The sequence below is a fragment of the Sphingomonas sp. GM_Shp_1 genome (assembly GCF_026540895.1).
GTDB lineage: Bacteria > Pseudomonadota > Alphaproteobacteria > Sphingomonadales > Sphingomonadaceae > Sphingomonas.
This window is the reverse complement of the sequence record NZ_JALNUR010000011.1, coordinates 48,907-71,629: the sequence shown is the minus strand read 5'-3', so window position 1 is coordinate 71,629 and position 22,723 is coordinate 48,907. Positions and strand designations below refer to the sequence as shown.

Here is a 22,723-nt window from a genome sequence, read left to right as displayed (position 1 = left end):
CGAACCGATGAAACACGAAGTCCTGAGCGCCGCCAAGGTCGACACCCGCGAGCATCTCATCGTCGTCGGCAACGGCATGGCGGGGTGCCGCGCGGTCGAGGAACTGCTCGCCCGCGATCCCGGCCGCTACCGCATCACCATCTTCGGTGCCGAGCCGTTGGTGAATTACAACCGGATCATGCTGTCGCCGGTGCTGGCGGGCGAGAAGACGTTCGACGAGATCGTCATCAACGGGCTCGACTGGTATGAAGATAACGGCATCACCCTGGTCAGCGGCGATCCCGTCACCGCCATCGACCGGGAAACGCGCACCGTCACCGCGAAGAGCGGCATGGTGCTGGACTATGACCGACTGCTGATCGCGACCGGCTCCGACCCGTTCATCATCCCGGTGCCCGGCCATGACCTGCCCGGCGTTATCAGCTTCCGCGACATGAAGGATGTCGAGCATATGCTCGCCGCCGCCGAACGGGGTGGCAGCGCGGTGGTGATCGGTGGCGGCCTGCTCGGGCTGGAGGCGGCGCATGGCCTCTCGCTTCGGGGTATGAAGGTCACCGTCCTCCACCTGATGCCGACCCTGATGGAACGGCAACTGGACGAAGCGGCGGGCTGGCTGCTGAAACAGGCGCTGGAGGCGCGCGGCCAAACCGTGCTGTGCGGTGCCGACACCGCCGAGATCGTCGGCGACGGCAAGGTCGAGGCGATCCGCCTGAAGGACGGGCGCGAGATCGCCGCCGATCTGGTGGTGATGGCGGTCGGCATCCGCCCCTCGGTCGCGCTGGCCCGTGCAGCAGGGTTGGAAGTCGGACGCGGGATCAAGGTGGACGACCATATGGTGACGTCCGACCCACGCATTCTGGCGGTCGGCGAGTGTGTCGAGCATGACGGACAGGTCTATGGCCTCGTCGCGCCGCTCTGGGACATGTGCCGGTCACTGGCCGATGCGCTGACCGGCGCGCCGTCCGGCTACCGCCCGACCGCCACCGCAACCAAGCTGAAGGTCGCCGGGCTCGACGTCTTCTCGGCGGGCGATTTCGGCGGCGGCAACGGCGCGGAGGATATCGTGCTGCGCGACGCGGCGCGCGGCATCTACAAGCGTGTCGTGGTCAAGGACGACCGGATCGTCGGCGCGGTGCTCTATGGCGACACCGCCGACGGCAACTGGTATTTCGACCTGCTCAAAAAGGGCGAGCCTGTCGGCGACATCCGCGACGCGCTGATCTTCGGCCAGGCCTTCGCCTCCGGAGGTGGGCAGGCGGACCCTAAAGCGGCCGTTGCGGCGCTCTCCGACACGGCGGAGATTTGCGGCTGCAACGGCGTCACCAAGGGCCAGGTCGTGTCGTGCATCGCCAAGGGCGCGCACAGCCTCGACGCCGTCCGCGCCACCTGCAAGGCGTCGGCGAGCTGCGGCTCGTGCACCGGGCTGGTCGAGACGCTGCTCGCGCTCACCCTTGGCGACGAGGTGGAGGCGGGGCCGAAGACGATGTGCAAATGCACCAGCTTCGGCCATGACGATGTCCGCCGCGAGATCGTCGCGCAGGACATGCGCTCGATCCCCGAGGTCATGCAGAAGCTGCACTGGTCGACGCCCGACGGCTGCTCCTCCTGCCGCCCGGCGCTCAATTACTATCTGCTCTGCGCGCTGCCCGGCGACTATGTCGACGACCAGCAGAGCCGTTTCGTCAACGAGCGGATGCACGCCAACATCCAGAAGGACGGCACCTATTCGGTCGTGCCGCGCATGTGGGGCGGGATCACCAGCCCGAAGGAACTGCGCGCGATCGCCGATGTGGTCGAGAAGTTCAACGCGCCGATGGTCAAGGTGACCGGCGGCCAGCGGCTCGACATCTTCGGCATCAGGAAGGAAGACCTGCCCGCCGTCTGGGCCGATCTGAACGCGGCCGGCATGGTCTCGGGCCATGCCTATGGCAAGAGCTTGCGCACAGTGAAGACCTGTGTCGGCTCCGAATGGTGCCGCTTCGGCACGCAGGATTCGACCGGCCTGGGCGTCAAGCTGGAGCGCGCGACCTGGGGGTCATGGATGCCGCACAAGTTCAAGATCGCGGTGTCCGGCTGCCCGCGCAATTGTGCCGAGGCGACGATCAAGGACTTCGGCGTGGTCTGTGTGGACTCGGGCTATGAACTCCATGTCGGCGGCAATGGCGGGATCAAGGTCCGCGCCACCGACCTGCTCTGCAAAGTGACGACGGAGCAGGAAGCGATGGAAATGTGCGCCGCCTTCATCCAACTCTATCGCGAGGAAGCGCGCTATCTGGAGCGCACCGCGCCGTGGATCGAGCGGGTTGGGCTGGCCTATATCCAGTCGCGCCTCCTGCCCGATGCCGACGAACGCGCCGAACTGGCCCGGCGCTTCTTCTATTCGCAAGCCTTCTCGCAAGAAGACCCCTGGGCCGAGCGTGTCGCCGGGGCCGAACGCGAAATCCATGCGCCGATGGCGCGCTTCCAGCCGGTTGGAGAAATGGCATGATTGGCGAATGGCTCGATATCGGCTGGGTCGAGGAAATCCCCCTGCGAGGGAGCCGCACGGTCCAGGTCGAGGGCGGCGACGACATCGCCGTCTTCCGCACCGGCGAGAACAGCGTCTTCGCGCTGCTCGACCGCTGCCCGCACAAGCATGGGCGGTTGAGCCAGGGCATCGTCCATGGCGGCGCGGTGGCCTGCCCGCTGCACAATTGGCGGATTTCGCTCAGCACCGGCGAGGCGCTGGGCGAGGACAAGGGCTGCACCCCGACCGTACCGGTGAAGATCAGCGGCGGCCGCGTGCTGATCTGCCGCGCCAGCACCCTGAAGGCGGCGGCGTGAAGAGCAACCATCTCCCTCTCCCCTCCGGGGAGAGGGTCGGGGTGAGGGGCAGGTGTCTCACCGAGCTGAACATCTCTGCGAGGCCCGAACCCCTCACCCAACCCTCTCCCCAGAGGGGAGAGGGCTTATGATCCGCACCACCTGTGCCTATTGCGGCGTCGGCTGCGGCATCCGCGCGACCGTGACCGGCGAGCGCGCCGTGCGGATAGAGGGCGACCCCGACCACCCCGCCAATCGCGGCAAACTCTGTTCCAAGGGCACCCATCTGGGCGAGACGGTCGGCCTGGAGGGCCGCCTCCTCCACCCCTTGATCGGCAAGCGCCGCGCGTCGTGGGACAAGGCGCTGGACCTGGTGGCCAAGCGCTTCCGCGATACCGTCGCACAGCACGGCCCCGATAGCGTCGCCTTTTATGTCTCGGGCCAGTTGCTCACGGAAGATTATTACCTCGCCAACAAGCTGATGAAGGGCTTTATCGGCTCGGCCAATATCGACACCAATTCGCGCCTGTGCATGTCAAGCGCGGTGGCGGGCCACACCCGCGCGTTCGGCGAGGACGTGGTGCCCGCCTCCTACGACGACATCGACGCCGCCGACCTGATCGTCCTGGTCGGCAGCAACACCGCCTGGTGCCACCCCATCGTCTATCAACGCATCCGCGCCCGGTGCGATGCGGGCGCGAAGCTGGTCGTCATCGACCCGCGCCGGACCGAGACGGCCGAGCAAGCCGACCTCCACCTCGCCATCCGGCCAGGAAGCGACGTGGCGCTGATGAACGGCGCGCTCGCCTGGGTCCGCGCGGCGGGGCTGGTGGACGAGGATTTCCTGAACGCCTCCCTCAACGTGCCCGATGATTTCTGGACCGCGCTGGACGAAGGCAGCGATCTCTGGTCGGTCGCCAGGACCTGCGACGTCGCGCCCGCCGATCTGCGCCGCTTCTACGAACTGTTCGCCGCCACCCCGCGCACCGTCACCCTGTTCAGCCAAGGGATCAACCAGTCGACCGCCGGCACCGACCAAGTCAACGCGATCCTCAACCTCCACCTCGCCACCGGCCGGATCGGCAAGCCGGGCGCGGCCCCCTTCTCGATCACCGGACAGCCCAATGCGATGGGCGGGCGCGAGGTCGGCGGCCTCGCCTCGACGCTGGCCGCGCATATGGACTTCGCGCCCGACAACCGCGCGCGGGTCCAGCGCTTCTGGGCATCCCCCACCATCGCCCCCAAGCCGGGGCTGAAGGCCGTCGACCTGTTTCGCGAGCTGGGCCAGGGCCGGATCAAGGCGCTGTGGATCATGGCAACCAACCCCGCCGTCTCGATGCCCGACGCGGGCGCGGTACGCGAGGCGCTGGCCGCCTGCCCCTTTGTCGTGGTCAGCGACGTGATCGCCGAGACCGACAGTTCGGTCCACGCCCATGTCCGCCTGCCCGCCGCCGCCTGGGGCGAGAAGGACGGCACCGTCACCAATAGCGACCGCACGATCAGCCGCCAGCGCGCCCTTTTCCCCTTGCCCGGCGAGGCCAAGCCCGACTGGTGGATCGTCAAGGAAGTCGGCCGCCGCATGGGCTGGAAGACCGCCTTTTCCTATGACCGCCCCGCCGAAATCTGGCGCGAGCATTGCCGCCTGTCCGCTTACGAGAATGACGGCCAGCGCCTGTTCGCGCTGCCCGGCCGGTGGAGCGGCGGCAATGGCGATTATGACGCGATGGAGCCGTTCCGCTGGGGCGGCACGCCCTTTGCCGATGGCCGTTTCCCCACGCCCGATGGCCGCGCCCGCCTGATCCCCGTGACACAAAAACCGCTACCCGAGCCGCTTCGCGACTGGCCGATGACGCTCAACACCGGTCGTTATCGCGACCATTGGCATACGATGACCCGCACCGGCCTGGCCCCCAAGCTGGCGCGCCACCGCGAGGAGCCGTTGGTCGAGGTGCACCCCGACGATGCCGCACGGCTGGCGCTGACCGATGGCGGTCTGGCCCGCGTCGCGACGCCGCAGGGAGAAAGCCTCTACCGCGTGGCGGTCAGCGCCGGACAACGCCCCGGCGAGCTGTTCGTACCGATCCACTGGACCGACCGGACCGCGAAGGGCGGCCGCACCGGCCTGCTCCCCCGCCCGTTGACCGATCCCTATTCGGGCCAGCCGGGCTTCAAGCGCACCCCCGCCAGTATCGCCGCCGTCGCGACTCGCTGGCGTGGCTTCGTCATCCTGACCGGCGAGGCGGTGGCGACGCCGGACTGCCTGTGGGCCACGCGGGTCGCCATTCCCGGCGGCTGGCTGTGGGAGGTCGCGGGCGATGGCGATCCGGTCGTGCTGGAAACCCTGCTTCCCAAGGGCCAGCGGATCGAGGTGACCGACCCCGCGCGCGGATCGCGCCGCGTCGCAGTGATCGCCGAGGATCGCCTCGCCGCCGCGCTGTTCCTGACCGAGCGGGGGGAGTTGCCGGGCCGCGACTGGCTGATCGCACAGCTCAGCGCAAGCGAAGTCGCCCCCACCATTCTCGCCGGACGCGCACCCGGCGCGGCGGTCGAGCGCGGGGCGATCGTCTGCGCCTGTTTCGACATCGGGGTCCGCACCATCGTGACCGCGATCCGCGACCGGCAGCTTGCCGATGTCGCCGCCATCGGCGCGGCGCTGGGGGCTGGCACCAATTGCGGATCGTGCCGCCCCGCCCTCGCCCGCCTGCTCGCCGAAACCCAGGAGCCCGCCCATGCGCATGGATGATTTTCCCGCCGGTTCGGTCTGGCTGGTCGGGGCAGGCCCCGGCGATCCCGAGCTATTGACCCGCAAGGCCGAGCGACTGATCGCCGCCGCCGATATCGTCTTCTACGATGCGCTGGTCGGCCCGGATATCCTGGCGCTCGTCCCCGACACGGCCGAACTGTCCAGCGTCGGCAAGCGCTCGGGCCGCCACTCCAGGGACCAGGGCACGATCGACAGCCTGATCGTCGCGGCGGCACTGTCGGGCCAGCGGGTCGTCCGGCTGAAGGGCGGCGATCCGTCGATCTTCGGCCGCTCGACCGAGGAGATCGACGCCTGCCGCGCCGCCGGAATCGCCGTCCGCGTCTGCCCCGGTATCACGGCGGCGAGCGCGGCGGCGGCTTCGGGCAGCATCTCGCTGACCCTGCGCGGCTTGTCGCGCCGCCTGACCCTGGTCACCGCGCATTTGCGGGAGGGCGAGCCCCTGTCGCTCGACTGGCAGGCCCTCGCCGCCCCCGATGCGACGCTGGCCGTCTATATGGGCCGCGCCGCCGCGCCAGAAATCGCGCGCCAGTTGATCGCGGCGGGCATGCCGCCCGAAACGCCGGTGATGATCGCGGTGAACGTCTCGCTACCGACCGAAAGGCTGATCACCGGCCGCCTCGACGCGCTGGGCTTCCTCACCCGCACCATCGGCGACAAGGACCCCGCCCTGCTCATGATCGGCGAAGCGATCGGCGCGCGCCGGACGGGCAGCAGTGTTCATTCGCACCAATGCACGACGCTGACATCCCTGAACGTTCGCTAGAGCCGATCGATATTCACCCATTCCTCCCCGTGCAGGGGAGGAATGATAACCCTTCCGCCTGAATGTTGATCCGGCTTAGGTTCCACGTCGCTCCGGACCACATGCGGCGGATATTCATCCATCGCCCGAGAATCATTCAGGCCCCGCCCCCTTCAAGGTGGCGGGGCCTGCAATGTCATTCCTTTGTTCGGGCGCCGCCACCGACGGCGCCCAATTCCCGCCTCACCTCACTTAACGTTGCAGGAACCTGATGATCGGGGTGATGATCCGGTTCGTCGGATAGGGAAGCGTGAAGCCCTTGGCCGGCACGCAATTGCCCGCACTCTTAGAACCCGACGCGCAGGCCTTATCCCCTTCGCCGCCGTCACCATCGTTCGAGCCCTTCGCCGTACCGTCGCCGTTCTGGCCATCGGTACCGCCTTGGTCATCGCCATTCTGCCGCCGGCCGGTATCATCCTGAGATCCGGCATTCTGGCCGTTCTTGCCGTCCTGCGCGTCGCCGGTCTGCTGACCGTTGGCGTCAGTTTGAGTGCCGGCATTCTGGCCGTTCTGGCTAGCCTGAGCATCACCGGTCTGCTGACCGTTGGCGTTGGTCCGGGTACCGGTGCCCTGGCCGTTCTTCCCGCCCGAGGTGCTGCCGGTCTGCTGACCGCTCGCATTGGTCTGGGTGCCGGTGGCCTGGCCGTTCTTGCCGCTCTGATTGCCACCGCTCAGGCCGGTCGTGCCAACCTGGCTGTTACCAGTCAGGCCGTTCGCGCCGTTCTGAATGCCGCCATTCAGGCCGTTGGCGCCGCTCTGCGTGCCGCTATTCAGCCCGTTTGTACCGGCCTGAGTGCCAGTGTTCAGGCCATTCGCGCCGCCTTGGGTGCCGCCGGACAATTGACCCCCGGCATTGCCTTGGGTGGCTGCCCCACCTTGCGCCGCGCCACCGAAGGGATCGCTGGCGAACCAGGGAGCGGTGGAGATGGAGGTCGAGCCACCAGCGCTGGCCGCTCCACCCGTGTCGGCCCGGATGACCGGAGGCAATTGGTTACCGACCGAAGCCGCCTCCCTGACGACCTCCGGCGTTACCACCCCGGCACCGGTGCTGCCGCCACCGGTGCCACCACCGGTGCTGCCGCCCGTGCTGCCGCCCGTGCTGCCGCCGCCAGTGCCACCGCCCGTGCTGCCGCCGCCAGTGCCACCGCCCGTGCTGCCGCCGCCCGTGCCGTTGGCGACAATGCGGAACATGCCGTTCACGACCGTGACCGCATAGTTCGAGCCCGCCGAGAGACTGCCCTGCCGGATGACATAGTCGCCCGCGCTTTCCCCGGCTTCGCGAACGGCGTTGCCGGTCATCGTGTCGCCCGCCATCATGCCACCGGCGGTGACCGTGAAGCTCAGTGCCGGATCGGCCTGCCCCTGCAGCTTCGACGCGCTGTTCAGGGTCACGACGACATCGCGCGGCGTGATGAGGCCGAGCGCGTTGACCTTGACGACATTGTAGTTGCCGCCGCCATTGCCGTCGTCGAGCGTCCAGTCCGTCACCGCGATCGACCGGCTACCGGCATCCTTGCCGTCGAAGGCCTGCTTCAACCCGGTCATCTGGTCGCCGGCCATCAGGCCGCTGACCGTCACCGTGCCGTTCGACACCATCGTGCCGTCATAGGCCTTGCGGTCGGCGGTCGCGGTCACCGTCAGATCGGCCTTGCGGATCGTGGCGACGCTGTTCGCGATCGGTACGAGGGTATAGTTGCCCGCATCGGCACCGGCCAGCATCACCCCCGTCAGGGTCACCGCCTTGTTGGCGCCGACATTCCGGTCGGCGAACGCCATGTTGGCGGCCACGGCGAGACTATCGCCGTTCACGACATTGCCGAGCGAGCCGATGCTGCCGGTGGCGACGGTGGTACCGTCATAGACCTTGTCGTTCACCGTGACCGTGGCGGTCAGAGTGCGCTTCGCGATGACACCCGAGGCATCCTGCAACGTCACGGCATAGTTGCCGCCGTCATTGCCGTCCGCCAGCGAGACGCCGACGACCTTGATCAGTCGATTGCCCGCATTCTTGGTGTCGAAGGCCTGACCGGCCGTCACGGTGTCGCCCGCGATCAGGCCGAGCACCTGGACGGAGCCCGACGAGGTCGTGGTGCCGTCATAGACCTTGTCCTCGCCCGTTGCGGTCAGGGTCAACCGCGCCCGTGCGACATCCGCAACGCCACGCACCATCTGGTTGACCAGCTCGTAATTGCCGAACGTATTTCCATCGAGCGCGTAGCCCGTCAGGTCGACGCTCTTGCCGCTGCCCGCATTGCGATCCGCCAGCGTGCCGGTGACGCCGCTGGTGTCGAGGACGACGCCATCGGCCGCCAGCAACGCCTGAGTGATGGCATCCCCGCCCCCCGCAACGAACGTCAGCGTGCCCAGCTGGTCGTGATCGAGCAGCGTACGACCGTCATAGGTCTTCGCGCCCAGGCCCGAGCCGACGACCGTCACCGCGCGCGGCGTGATCGTACCGACATCGGCGTCGGCGCTGTTCGACAGGAGGACATAATTGCCCGCATCGGCGCCGGTCAGCGCCATGCCGTTCACCGTGACCCGCTTGCCGGTGCCGACATTGCGGTCGGCATAGCTGGCGCCCGCCATGGTCAGGGTCAGGGCGTCGCCCGCGATCACACCGTCGATGTTGACCGGCAACAGGGTGGCGGCGGTCGTACCGTCATACACCTTGCTGACCGTGCCGGTGAGCTGGCCCGTCAGCATCTTCTGCGCGACGGAGCCGTTCGCGGCGATCCGGACGACGGCATAGTTGCCGCCGTCATTGCCGTCGTTGATGGTCCAGCGGTCGGCCAGGATCGTGCGGCTGCCCGCATTCTTGCTGTCGAAGGCCTGGGTGGCGCTGGCGGTGTCGTTGGCGACGAGACCGCTGATCGCGACCGTCCCGACCGACGCCGCTGTGCCGTCATAGACCTTGCTGTCGGCAGCCGCCGTCAGTGTCAGCAGCGCCTTGGCGACATTGGCGGTGCCGCTCGCGATGGTGCCGAGGACATAGTTGGCGGCATCCGCGCCGGACAGCGTCACGCCGTTGACGGTGACCGACTTGCCGATACCGGCGTTGCGGTCGACGAACGCGAAGGTCCCGGTGCCGTTGGTGGCGACGGTGTCGCCCGCGACCACGCCGGACAGGCCGGTGATGGAACCGGTCGCCGCCGTCGTGCCGTCATACACCTTGTTCGCGACCTGCGAGGTGACCTGCAACTCCTTGCGGACGATGACGCCAGCGGCCGGGTTGCCGAGGCTGACGGCATAGTTGTTGCCGCCATTGCCGTCCGCGATGGTCCAGCCACCGTTGATCGACAGCGTGCGGTCGCCCGCATTCTTGCCGTCGAACGACTGGGTCGCGTTGACCACGTCGCCCGCGACCAGGCCGACCGCCTGTACCTGTGCCGCCGAGGCGGTCGTGCCGTCATACACCTTGCTGTCGGTCACCGCGTTGAGCGCGATCGCCTTGCGCGTGATGGTGCCCGTACCGTTGCCGGTCGTGCTCAGCACGTAATTGGCCGCATCCGCTCCGCCCAGCGTGGCGCCGGTGACGGTGACCGCCTTGCCGATACCGGCATTGCGGTCGGCGAACGCCAGCGTTCCGCCCGACAGCGTCACCGTCTCGCCGCTCACCAAATTCTGGAGCGCGCCGAACGTACCGGTCGCCGCGGTGGTGCCGTCATACTCCTTGGTGTCGACCGCGACCGAGGTGGTCAGAACACGCTGGGTGATCGCACCCGCCGCATCGACCAGCGTCACCGCATAGTTGTTGCCACCGTTACCGTCGTTGAGCGCATAGCCCGCAGCGACCCGCAGCGTCCGTCCGCCAGCGTTCTTGCTGTCGAAGACCTGGCTGGCGGTGACGCTGTCGCCAGCGACCAGACCGTTGGCGACGACCGTCCCGGTCGAGGTCAAGGTCCCGTCATACTGGCGGATATCGCTGACGGCAGTGAGCGCGAGGGCGGCCTTGGCGATCGTCGCCGTGGCCGAGGTCGGCAGCGGGACGAGGTTGTAGTTGGCCGCGCTCAGGCCCGACAACATGCCGGTGCCGATCGTCACCGTCTTGTTCGCGCCCGCATTCCGGTCGGCGAACGCCATCGCGACCGAAACCGCGACATCGTCCCCTGCGATCACGTTCTGCAACGGGCTGAGCGTGCCGGTGGCCAGCGTGGTGCCGTCATAGACCTTGTCGTTGACGGAGACCGAGGTGGTCAGGTCGCGCTTGGCGATCACGCCATTGGCGTCCTGCAACGTCACCACATAGTTGCCGCCGCCGTTACCGTCGGTGAGGGTGACCCCACCCACCTGCAACAGACGCGATCCGGCGTTGCGGCTGTCGAACGCCTGGGTCGCGGTGACCGTGTCACCGCTGACGAGGCCGGTGACGGCGACCGTACCGCTCGACGCCGACGTGCCGTCATACACCTTGCTGTCCGCGACGGCCGACAGGGTCAGCTGCGCCCGGGCGACATCCGCCAGCGCCATGGTCGTGGCGGATGCCAGGACATAGTTGCCGAATGCATTGCCATCGAGCGTGTAGCCCGACAGCGTCACGCCCTTGCCGGTCCCGGCATTGCGATCCGCCAGCGTGCCGGTGACACCCGTCGCGTTCAGGGCGACGCCATCGGCATTCATCAGCGCCTGCGTCACCGCATCGCCATCCGCCGCAAGGAAGGTGAGCGTCCCATGCTGGTTGGTACCCAGCAGGGTCGTGCCGTCATAGGTTTTCGCACCCAGACCGGTCGTCGTCACCGCGATCCGGCGAGCGGTGATCTCGCCGACACTCGCGGATGCGGTCGTGCCCTGGAGCAGATAATTGGCCGCATCCACGCCGTTCAGCGTGATGCCCGACACCGTCACCAGCTTGTTCGTACCGACATTCCGATCGGCATAAGTGGCGCTGCCCGCCGTCACCGTCACCGCATCGCCCGCAATCACGCCGAGCAGGTTGGTCGGCAGCAGCGTCGCCGCCGTCGTCCCGTCATAGACCTTGGAGACGGTGCCGGTGATCTCGCCGGTCAGCAGCTTCTGCGCGATGGTGCCGACCGCGTCGACCTTGACCACCGCATAGTTGTTGCCGCCATTGCCGTCGCTGATCGTCCAGGCATTGGCGCTCAGCGTGCGGCTGCCGGCGTTCTTCGTATCGAACGCCTGGGTCACGCCGCCGATCGTATCGCCGCCGACGAGGCCGCTGGCGGTCACGACACCGCTCGACAGCAGCGTCCCGTCATAGGTCTTGCTGTCCGCCGCCGCCGTCAGCGTCAACGTCGCCTTGGCGACATCGGCCACCGCCTGGAGCGAGGCGTTCGTCAGGGCATAGTTGCCGAACGCATTGTTGCTCAGACCATAGCCCGTCAGCGTCACGCTCTTGCCGTTGCCCGCATTGCGATCCGCCAGCGTGCCGGTGACGGCGCTCAGGTCCGTCGCCACGCCGTCGCTGGTCAGCAGCGCCTGCGTCGCCGTGTCGCCGTTCGCCAGCACGAAGCTCAACGTGCCGAGCTGGCCCGCCGTCAGAGCAGTCGTGCCGTCATAGGTCTTGGCCGCGTTGCCCGTGACGCTCAGCGCGATCTGGCGGGCCAGGATCGTGCCGACCGCCGCCTGGGCCGAGGTCGATTGCAGCGCATAGTTCGCCGCATCCGTCCCCGTCAGCGCGAGGCCCGACACCGTCACCAGCTTGTTCGTGCCAACATTCCTGTCGGCATAGGTGGCCCCGGTGCTCGACACCGTCACTACGTCGCCCGCGATGATGCCGTCGATATTGGCCGCGCCGAACGTCGCCGCATCGGTGCCGTCATAGGTCTTGCTGATCGAACCGGTGATCTCACCGGTCAGCAGCTTCTGTGCGATGGTCCCGACCGCATCGACCTTGGCCACCACATAGTTGTTGCCGCCATTGCCATCGGCAATCGTCCAGGCATTGGCGCTCAGCGTGCGGGTGCCCGCGTTCTTCGTATCGAACGCCTGGGTCATGTCGCTGATCGTGTCGCCGCCGACCAGACCGCTGGCCGTCACGACACCGCTCGACAGCAGCGTCCCGTCATAGGTCTTGCCGTCCGCCGCCGCCGTCAGCGTCAGCGTCGCCTTGGCGATGTTGGCGGTGCCGTTGGCGATCGATGCGATGGTGTAGTTGCTGGCATCCGCGCCGGTCAGCGTGACACCGCTGACGGTAACCGTCTTGCCGTCGCCCGCATTGCGATCGACGAAGGCGAACGTGCCGTTGCCATTGGTGAGGACATCGTTGCCCGCGATCACGCCGACCAGGCCGGTGATGGTTCCGGTCGCCACGGTGCCGCCGTCATAGACCTTGTTGTCGACGGTGGCGTTCGCCTGCACGGCCTTTGGCGTGATCGTGCCAGCAGCGGTGGTGCCGATGGTGACGGCATAGTTGTTGCCGCCATTGCCATCCGCGATCGCCCAGCCGCCATTGACGGCCAGCGTGCGGGTGCCCGCATTCTTGCTGTCGAACGACTGGGTCGCGGTGACCACGTCGCCCGCGACCAGGCCGACCGCCTGCACCTGCGCCGCCGAGGCGGTGGTGTTGTCATAGACCTTGGTATCGCCGACCGCATTCAGGACGAGCGCCTTCTGCGTGATTGTACCCGTACCGTCGCCGATCGTGCTCAGCACGTAGTTGGCCGCATCCGCACCGGCCAGCGTCGCGCCGGTCACGTTGACCGCCTTGCCCGCGCCCGCATTGCGGTTGGCGAAGGTCAGCGTGCCGCCCGACAGCGTCACCGTTTCTCCGACGACGATGTTCTGCAGCGCGCCGAAGCTGCCGGTCGCCGCCGTATTGCCGTCATACTCCTTGGTATCGACGGTGACCGAGCTGGTCAGCACGCGCTGCGTGATCGCACCGGTCGCATCGACCAGCGTCACCAGATAGTTGTTGCCGCCATTGCCGTCTGCGAGGGCATAGCCCGCATCGACGCGCAACGCCCGGCTGCCGACATTCTTGTCGGCGAAGGACTGGGTCGCGGTGAAGCTGTCGCCCGCGGCCAGGCCGACAGCCTGGACCGCGCCGGACGAAGCCAGCGTGCCGTCATACTGGCGGATATCCGTCGTCGCCGTCAGCGACAGCGCGGCCCGGGTGATCGACGCGGTCGCCGTGCTGGCGATCGGAAGCAGGGCGTAATTACCCGCATCCGCACCCGTCAACGTCACGCCGCTGATCGTGACCAGCTTGCTCGCACCGACATTGCGATCGTTGAACGTCATCGCCGCCGTCGCGCTGACGGTGTCGCCCATGACGAGGTTCTGGAGTGCACCGAACGTACCGGTCGCGGCGCGCGTGCCGTCATAGACCTTGTCGGCGACCATGACCGCCGCGGTCAGTTCCCGCTTGGCGATCGTGCCCACCGCGTCCTGCAGCGTCACGACATAATTGCCGCCGCCATTGCCGTCGACGATGTTATAGCCGGTGACCTGCAGCACCCGGTCACCCGCATTGCGGCTGTCGAAGGACTGGACCGCCGTGGCGGTATCGCTACCGATCAGCCCAGTGATCCCCACCGAGCCGGTCGACGTCCGCACGCCGTCATAGGTCTTGCTGTCACCCACGGCGCTCAGCACCAGCGTCGCCCGCGCGACGTCGGCCAGCCCACCGATCGTGGTGGACGAAAGCGCATAGTTGCCGAGCCCGTTGCCATCCAGCGCATAGCCGGTCAGCGTCAAGGCCTTGCCCGTACCCGCATTACGATCGGCCAGCGTACCGGTCACGCCGGTGGCGTTCAGCGAGACGCCATCGGCCGACAGGAGAGCCTGGGTGGCGGCATCGCCATCGGCCGCGAGGAAGACGAGCGAGCCCATCTGGTTCGCCGCCAGCGTCGTGGTGCCGTCATAGGTCTTCGCACCCCGGCCGGTCGTGCTGACCACGATCCGGCGCGCGGTGATCTCACCGACGTTCGCGGATGTGGACGCGCTCTGAAGCACATAATTGCCCGCATCCGCGCCGCTCAGCGACATGCCCGACACGGTGACCAGCTTGTTGGTCCCGGCATTCTGGTCGGCATAGTCCGCGCCGGTGGTGCTCACGACCACCGCATCGCCCGCGACCACGCCCAGCAGGTTGGTCGGCAGCAGCGTCGCGGTCGTGGTACCGTCATATACCTTGGTGACGGTGCCGCTGAGCTCACCGCTCAACAGTTTCTGCCCGATGGATCCCGCGGCGTCGACCTTCGTCACCGCATAGTTGCCTCCGGCATTGCCGTCGCTGATCGTCCAGGCGTTGGCGCTCAGCGTGCGGTTGCCCGCGGCCTTGCTGTCGAACGCCTGGGTCAGGCCGCTGATCGTATCGCCGGCCACCAGGCCGGAGTGCGTGACCACGCCGCTGGACGCGACGGTGCCGTCATAGGTCTTGCTGTCCGTCACCGCCGTCAGCGTCAGCACCGCCTTGGCAATGTTGGCGGTGCCGTTGGCGATCGACGCGAGGCTGTAGTTACCGGCATCGGCGCCCGTCAGGGTCATGCCGCTGACGGTGACCGCCTTCCCGTTACCGGCGTTGCGATCGACGAAGGCGAACACGCCGCTTCCGCCCAAAGCCACGGCGTCGGCGCCCACCACGCCCGACAGGCCGGTCGCCGCGCCGGTCGCTGCGATGGTGCCGTCATAGGCCTTGTCGTTGACGGTCGCGATCGCCTGCAGAACCTTCTGGCTGATCGTGCCGAAGGCGGTGGTGCCGATGGTGACGGCATAGTTGTTGCCGCCATTGCCGTCCGCGATCGCCCAGCCGCCATTGACGGCCAGCGTGCGGTCGCCCGCGTTCCTGCTGTCGAACGACTGGGTCGCGGCGACCACGTCGCCCGCGACCAAGCCGACGGCCTGCACCTGCGCCGCCGAGGCGGTGGCGCCGTCATAGACCTTCGTATCCGTCACCGCGTTCAGGACCAGGGCCTTCTGCGTGATCGTACCCGTGCCGCCACCGATCGAGCTCAGCACGTAATTGGCCGCATCCGCACCGGCCAGCGTCGCGCCGGTCACGTTGACCGCCTTGCCCGCCCCTGCGTTACGGTTGGCGAAGGACAGCGTGCCGCCCGACAGCGTCACCGTTTCTCCGGCGACGATGTTCTGCAATGCGCCGAAGGTGCCGGTCGCGGCCGTATTGCCGTCATACTCCTTGGTATCGACGGTGACCGAGCTGGTCAGCACGCGCTGGGTGATCGCGCCCGTCGCGTCCTGGAGCGTCACCACATAGTTGTTGCCGCCATTGCCGTCGGTGACGGCATAGTCCGCATCGACCCGCAGCGCGCGGCTGCCAACATTCTTGTCGGCGAAGGACTGGGTCGCGGTGAAGCTGTCACCCGATACCAGGCCAGCAGCCGACACCACGCCGGTGGAGGTCCGGGTGCCGTCATATTGGCGCACATCGGTTACCGCCGTCAGCACCAGCGACGCCTTGGCGATATCCGCCACGCTGTCCGCGATACTGGTCAGCGAGTAGTTGGCCGCATCCGCTCCACTGAGGATGATGTTCGACGCCGTGACCGTCTTGGCCGCCCCCGCATTGCGATCGGCGAAGGCCAGGGTCGCGGTGACGCCGACGCTGTCGCCCACGACCATATTCTGCAACGGCCCGAACGTGCCGGTCGCCGTGGTCGTGCCGTCATAGACCTTGTTGTTGGCGGTCGCGATGACGCTCAGCTGACGCTGCGCGATCGCGCCGGTGCCATCGACCCGCTGAACGATATAGTTCGCGCCGTTATTTCCGTCATCGAGGCTGTAGCCGGTGACCTGCAACGCGCGGTTGCCCACGTTGCGGCTGGCAAAGGCCTGCGACAGATCGGTGATGGTGTCGCCGGTCTTCAGCCCGACGACACCGACCGTGCCGGTCGAGGCGACCGTGCCGTCATAGGTCTTGCTCTCGTTCGCCGCCGTAAGGACCAGCGTCGCACGATCGACATTCGCCAGACCGCTGACCGTGTTGGAGGCCAGCACATAGTTGCCGAGCGAATTGCCGTCGAGCGTATAGCCCGACAGGGACACGCCCTTGCCGGTCCCCGCGTTGCGATCGGCCAGCACGCCGGTCATGCCCGACACGTTCAGGGAAACGCCGTCGGTCGCCATCAGCGTCTGCGTCGCCGCATCGCCGCTGGCAGCGGTCAGCGCCAGTGAACCCAATTGGCTGTGCGCGAGGGCCGTGGTCCCGTCATAGGTCTTCGTACCCAGACCGGCCAGGTTGAGCGTCACCGTACGCGCGAAGATCGTGCCGATATAGGCGGTCGCCGAGTCTGACTGGAGCAGATAATTGCCCGCCGAGCTGCCGCTCAGGTTCATGCCCGTGATGGACACGGCCTTGTTGGTCCCGACATTCTTGTCGGCGAAGGTCGCGCCGGTGTTCGAGACGATGACGTCGTCGCCGCTGATGATGCCCGCCACATTGGCACCGCTCAGCGTCGCCATGTCGGTGCCGTCATAGGTCTTGGTGACCGTTCCGACGAGCTGGCCGGTCAGCAGCTTGCGATCGATCGTGCCGACCGCATCGACCTTCGTGACGGTATAGTTGTTGCCGCCATTACCGTCGCCGATCGTCCAGGCATTGGCGCTCAGCACGCGGGTGCCGGCGTTCTTCGTATCGAACGCCTGGGTCATATCGCTGATCGTGTCGCCACCGACCAGGCCGCTGGCGGTCACGACACCGCTCGACAGCGCCGTCCCGTCATAGGTCTTGCTGTCCGACCCTGCGGTCAGCATCAACGTCGCCTTTGCGATGTTGGCCACTGCCTGGATCGAGGCGTTCGTCAGGACGTAATTGCCGAGCCCGTTGTTGACGAGTTCATAGCCCGTCAGCGTCACGCTCTTGCCGTTGCCCGCATTGCGATCCGCCAGCGTGCCCGTCACAGCGCTCAGATCCGCCGCGATGTTGTCGCTGGTGAGCAGCGCCTGGGTCGCGGTGTCGCCATCGGCCAGGACGAAGCTCAGCGTGCCGAGCTGGCCAGCCGTCAGAGCGGTCGTGCCGTCATAGGTCTTGGCCGCGGTACCGCTGACGCTGATCGCAATCTGACGCGCCAGGATCGTGCCGACCGACGCCTGGGCCGAGGTCGATTGCAGCGCATAGTTCGCCGCATCCGTCCCCGCCAGCGCCAGGCCCGACACCGTCACCAGCTTGTTCGTGCCGACATTCTTGTCGGCATAGGTCGCGCCGGTGTTCGATACCGTCACCACGTCGCCCGCGATGATGCCGTCGATATTGGCCGCGCCGAACGTCGCCGTGTCGGTGCCGTCATAGGTCTTGCTGATCGAGCCGGTGATCTCACCGGTCAGCAGCTTCTGCGCGATGGTGCCGACCGCATCGACCTTTGTCACCGCATAGTTGTTGCCACCGTTGCCATCGCTGATCGTCCACGCATTCGCGCTCAGCGTGCGGCTGCCGGCATTCTTCGTATCGAACGCCTGGGTCATGTCGCTGATCGTATCGCCGCCGACCAGACCGCTAGCGGTCACGACACCGCTCGACAGCACCGTGCCGTCATAGGTCTTGCTGTCGGCTGCCGCCGTCAGCGTCAGCGTCGCCTTGGCAACATTCGCCACGCCCTGGATCGACCCGGTCGTCAGGACATAGTTGCCAAGGCCGTTGTTGCTCAGCCCGTAGCCGGTCAGCGTCACGCTCTTGCCGTTGCCCGCATCGCGATCCGCCAGCGTGCCCGTGACGGCGCTCAGGTCCGTCGCCACGCCGTCGCTGGTCAGCAGCGCCTGGGTCGCCGTGTCGCCGTTCGCCAGCACGAAGCTCAGCGTGCCGAGTTGTCCAGCGGACAGAGAGGTCGTGCCGTCATAGGTCTTGGCCGCATTGCCCGTGACGCTCAGCGCGATCTGTCGGGCCAGGATCGTGCCGACCGCCGCCTGGGTCGAGGTCGATTGCAGTGCATAGTTCGCCGCATCCGTCCCCGCCAAGGCCAGGCCCGACACCGTCACCAGCTTGTTCGTGCCGACATTCTTGTCGGCATAGGTGGCCCCGGTGTTCGATACCGTCACCACGTCGCCCGCGATGATCCCGTCCAGATTGGCCGCGCTCAGCGTGGCCGTATCGGTGCCGTCATAGGTCTTGCTGATCCGTCCGGTGATCTCACCGGTCAGCAGCTTCTGTGCGATGGTGCCGACCGCATCGACCTTCGCGACAACATAGTTGTTGCCGCCATTGCCGTCGGCAATCGTCCAGGCATTGGCGCTCAGCGTGCGGCTGCCCGCGTTCTTCGTATCGAACGCCTGGGTCATGTCGCTGATCGTGTCGCCGCCGACCAGACCGCTGGCGGTCACGACACCGCTCGACAGCAGCGTCCCGTCATAGGTCTTGCTGTCCGCCGCCGCCGTCAGCGTCAGCGTCGCCTTGGCGATGTTGGCGGTGCCGTTGGCTGTCCCCGCCAACTGGTAGTTGGACGCATCGGCGCCGCTCAGCGTCAGGCCGCCGACGGTCACCGCCTTGCCGATACCCGCATCGCGATTGACGAAGCTGATGACGCCGTTCGACATGTCGACCGACACCGTGTCGCCGGAAATGACGCCGGTCAGGCCGTTGATGGTGCCGGTCGCGGTGGTCGTGCCGTCATAGACCTTGTTGTTGATCGTGACGTCGGCGCTGAGCGACTTCGCCGTGATCGTCCCCGCCGCCGTGGCGCCCAGCGTCACATCGTAGTTGCGGCCACCATTACCGTCGATGACCGAATAATTGTTCACCTGAAGCGTGCGGCCTGCGGCATCCTTCGCATCGAACGTCTGGGTGGCGATGACGGCGTCACCGCCGACCAGACCGACGGTCTGGACGATGCCCGCCGAATTCACGGTGCCGTCATAGACCTTGGTATCGCCGACGGCATTCAACGTCAGCGCCGCGGGAGTGATCCGGCCGACGCCGGACACGGCGCCGCTCAGGATATAATTGCCCGCATCCGTCCCGCCCAGTGACGCGCCGGTGACGGTGACCGCCTTGTTGGAGCCGACGTTGCGATCGGCGAACGTCAGCGTCCCGCCCGCGACGGCGACATCGTCGCCCAGCGCGATGTTCATCAGGGAGTCGAACGAGCCCGTCGCCGCCGTGGTCCCGTCATACACCTTGGTATTGATCGTCGCCGTCGCGGTCAGCGTGCGGCGTGTGATCGTCCCTGTCGCACCGGCGAGCGTGACGACATAGTTACGACCGTCGACCCCGTCCGAGATACGATAGTCGGAATTCACGGTCAGCGCGCGGCTACCCGCATTCTTCGACACGAAGGACTGGGTGGCGGTGAAGCTGTCGCCAGCCATCAGGCCGGTCGCCGCCACCGTCCCGTTGGACAGCGTCGTGCCGTCATATTCGCGGGTCTGTTCCACCGCACGCAGGATCAACGACGCGGGCGTGATGTCGGCCGTCGTGTCGGCGATGGTGTTCAGGACGTAGTTGCCGGCGTCCGCGCCGGTCAGCGCAGCCTGCGAGACCGATACGGTTTCCCCGGTCCGCGCATTGCGCGAGGCGAACTGCATGGTCCCCGCGACGCTCAGGCTATCCCCGGCGATGACGTTGGTCAGCGGCGTGAAGGTGCCGGTGGCATTGGTCGTACCGTCATAGACCTTATTGTCGGCGATCGCCGTGGTGGCGACCAGTCGCTGGAAGATCCGGCCGGTCCCGGCGGCCGTGGTGACGAGGTAGTTCCCGCCACCATTGCCATCCTCGATGGTATAGCTGTCGACGATGAGCTGGCGCGTCCCGGCATTCTTCTGGTCGAACCTGGTCGTCGCGGTGAAGCCGTCGTTGCCCACCATGCCGGACGACGCGACGGGAACGACCGACAGGGTCGTGCCGTCATAGGTCTTCGAATCATTGCCCGCCGTAAGCGTCAGCGCCTTGCGACCGACATCGGCCAGACCCGTCACCGCAGCGGACGACAGCACGTAATTCCCGGTCGCATTGTTCGAAAGCGTCAGGCCGTTCAGGGTCAGGCTCTTGGCCGAGCCCGCATTGCGGTCCGCCAGCGTGCCCGTCATGCCCGAGGCATCGATCGCGACGCCGTCCGCCGCCAGCATCGCCTGCGTCGCCGCATCGCCGCTGGCCAGCATCAGCGTCAGCGGCGCGAGCTGGCTCGTGCTGAGCGAGACATTGCCGTCATAGGTCTTGGCGCCGCGCCCGGACGTATCGATCGTCACCGTCCGCGCGATGATCGCACCGATATCGCCCGAGGCCGAGGTCGAGCGCAGCAGATAATTGCCCGCGTCCGCACCGCCCAAGCTCATGCCCGTCACGGTCACCGTCTTGCCGGTGCCGACATTCTTGTCCGCATAGCTCGCGCCCGTGTTCGAAACGCTGACCAGATCCCCGGCGATGATGCCGGTCAGGTCCGCGCTGCTCAGGGAGGCGGTGGTGGTGCCGTCATAGATCTTGCTGACCGTGCCGGTAAGCTGACCCGTCAGTTCCTTCTTCGCGATCGTGCCGTTGGCGCCGACCAGCACCACCTGATAGTTCGCGCCGCCATTGCCGTCGTTGACGGTATAGGCGTTCACGGCGAGCGTCCGGCTGCCCGCATTCTTGCTGTCGAACACCTGCGTCGCGGAGGCCAAGGTGTCACCGGCGATCAGGCCGGAATGCATCACCGTGCCGGTCGAGGCCACCGTGCCGTCATAGGTGCGGCTGTCCGCCGCCGCCGTCAGCGTCAACGTCGCCTTGCCGATATTGGCGACGCCGTTGGCGATCGTCCCCAGCGTGTAATTGCCCGCATCCACACCCGCGAGGCCCCAGCCGCTGGCCGTGACGGCCTTGCCGACGCCCGCATTGCGATCGACGAAGGCGAGCAGCCCGCCGCCGGCGCTGACGGTGTCGCCGGCCACGACGTTCGCCAGCGTCACCGTACCGGTCGCGCCGGTGGTGCCGTCATAGCTCTTGTTGTCGGCCGCCGCCGTCGCCGTCAGCAGACGCCGCGTGATCGTGCCGCTGGCCGCCGAACCGATGGTCGCGACATAGTTCGCGCCGCCATGACCGTCGGAGATGACATAGCCCGCATCGACCTGGAGCGAGCGCGTACCCGCCCTCGGTGCGTCATAGGACTGGGTCGCGGCGACGGTATCGCCCCCGACCACACCGGTGACCTGAACCGCTTCGGACGACGTGGTGGTGCCGTCATAGACCTTCTCGCCGGTGACGGCGGTCAGGGTGAGCGCCTTCGCCGTGATCGTGCCGATCGTTCCGGCGATCGTCGAGGCGATCGAATAATTGCCCGCATCCACGCCCGACAGGCTCAGGCCGGAAACCGAAACCGCCTTGTTCGTGCCCGCATTCTTGTTGCCGTAGACGGCGGTGCCCAGGACGAGCGCTGCGGTGTCACCGGAAACGACGCCGGTCATGGCATAGTTGGCGTTGCTCAGCGTCGCGGCCGTCGTACCGTCATAGATCTTGGACGCCGTTCCCGTCAGCGACAGCCCCAGCGCCTTCTTCTGGATCGTGCCCAGGCCGCTGATCGTGTTGCTGGCGAGGACATAGTTCGCCGAATCCGCGCCGGTCAGCGACAGGCCGCTGACGACCACCGCCTTGCCGGTACCGGCGTTCTTGTCGGAATAGACGCTGGTCGCGCCCGTGCCGAAGGTCACGGCCTCGCCGCCGATCACACCGGCCAGCGACAGGCCACCCGCGCCGATCGTGGCGGAGGTGGTGCCGTCATAGGTCTTGCTGATGTCGACCACCGAGGCGGTCAGCGTCTTGGCGGTGATGGCACCGATATTGCCCGTCACGCTGGTGGCGAAGGTGTAGTTGGCGGCGTCCGCCCCGGTCAGCGCCATGCCCGTGACCGTGACGGTCTTGCCGGTGCCGACATTCTTGGTGTCATATGCCGCAACGCCGGTCGACAACGTCGCGCTGTCGCTGCCCAGCAGGCCGCTGACGCTGAAGTTGCCCGACGTCAGAGTCGCGGTCGTCGTTCCGTCATAGACCTTGCTGGCGGTGCCGCTGAGCGCGATCGTCAGGGCGCGCGCCAGGATGGTGCCATTGTTGGTGGAGACGGTGTTGGCGACGGTATAGTTGCCCGCGTCCGTCCCCGTCAGGGTCAGGCCGGCGACCACGACGGACTTGCCCGTGCCGACATTCTTGTTGGTATAGCTCGCCACCGCACCGGCGCCCAGCGTGGCGCTGTCGCCCGCGACCAGGCCCGTCAGCGTGACGTCGCCCGCCGAGAGGCTGGCGAAGGCGTTGCCGTCATAGGTCTTGCTCAGCGCACTGATGCTGGCGGTCAGCGCCTTGGCCGTGACCACGCCGACCTGTGCCGAGGTCGTCGCATTGACCGAATAGTTGCTGGCATCCGTGCCCGTCAGCGCCATGCCAGACACGCTCACCGTCTTGCCGAAGCCGACATTCTTGGTGTCGTAGCTGGCGGCGCCGCCGCTCAGGTTCACCGTATCGCCCGCGAGCACGCGTGATCGTGCCTGAC

5 protein-coding genes are annotated in these 22,723 nt (G+C 67.1%); 4 read left to right on the top strand and 1 reads right to left on the bottom strand.

Annotated elements, in window-relative coordinates:
• The first annotated feature begins 7 nt into the window (after window positions 1-7).
• The 4 genes from nirB to cobA all read left to right on the top strand — a co-directional run bounded on the left by nirB (window position 8) and on the right by cobA (window position 6,329).
• Entirely contained in the window at window positions 8-2,488 is a 2,481-nt protein-coding gene (nirB, locus tag OXQ33_RS08010; RefSeq protein WP_267434155.1) for a nitrite reductase large subunit NirB, read from the top strand.
• The gene (gene nirD, locus OXQ33_RS08005) at window positions 2,485-2,823 is read left to right on the top strand and encodes a nitrite reductase small subunit NirD (protein ID WP_230482309.1); all 339 of its coding nucleotides are present in this window, start codon (window positions 2,485-2,487) and stop codon (window positions 2,821-2,823) included. Before nirB ends, nirD begins: the two co-directional genes overlap by 4 nt.
• 127 nt (window positions 2,824-2,950) lie before the next feature.
• Window positions 2,951-5,545: a nitrate reductase gene (locus OXQ33_RS08000; RefSeq protein WP_267434154.1), complete on the top strand. Its 2,595-nt coding sequence runs from the start codon at window positions 2,951-2,953 to the stop codon at window positions 5,543-5,545.
• Window positions 5,532-6,329 (top strand): uroporphyrinogen-III C-methyltransferase, encoded by a 798-nt coding sequence (gene cobA, locus OXQ33_RS07995; protein ID WP_267434153.1) that lies wholly within the window; start codon window positions 5,532-5,534, stop codon window positions 6,327-6,329. Before OXQ33_RS08000 ends, cobA begins: the two co-directional genes overlap by 14 nt.
• Window positions 6,330-6,560: 231 nt before the next feature.
• On the opposite strand, the gene OXQ33_RS07990 is transcribed toward cobA, so the two are convergent.
• The gene (locus OXQ33_RS07990; protein WP_267434152.1) at window positions 6,561-22,706 is read right to left on the bottom strand and encodes a YDG domain-containing protein; all 16,146 of its coding nucleotides are present in this window, start codon (window positions 22,704-22,706) and stop codon (window positions 6,561-6,563) included.
• Window positions 22,707-22,723 lie beyond the last annotated feature (17 nt).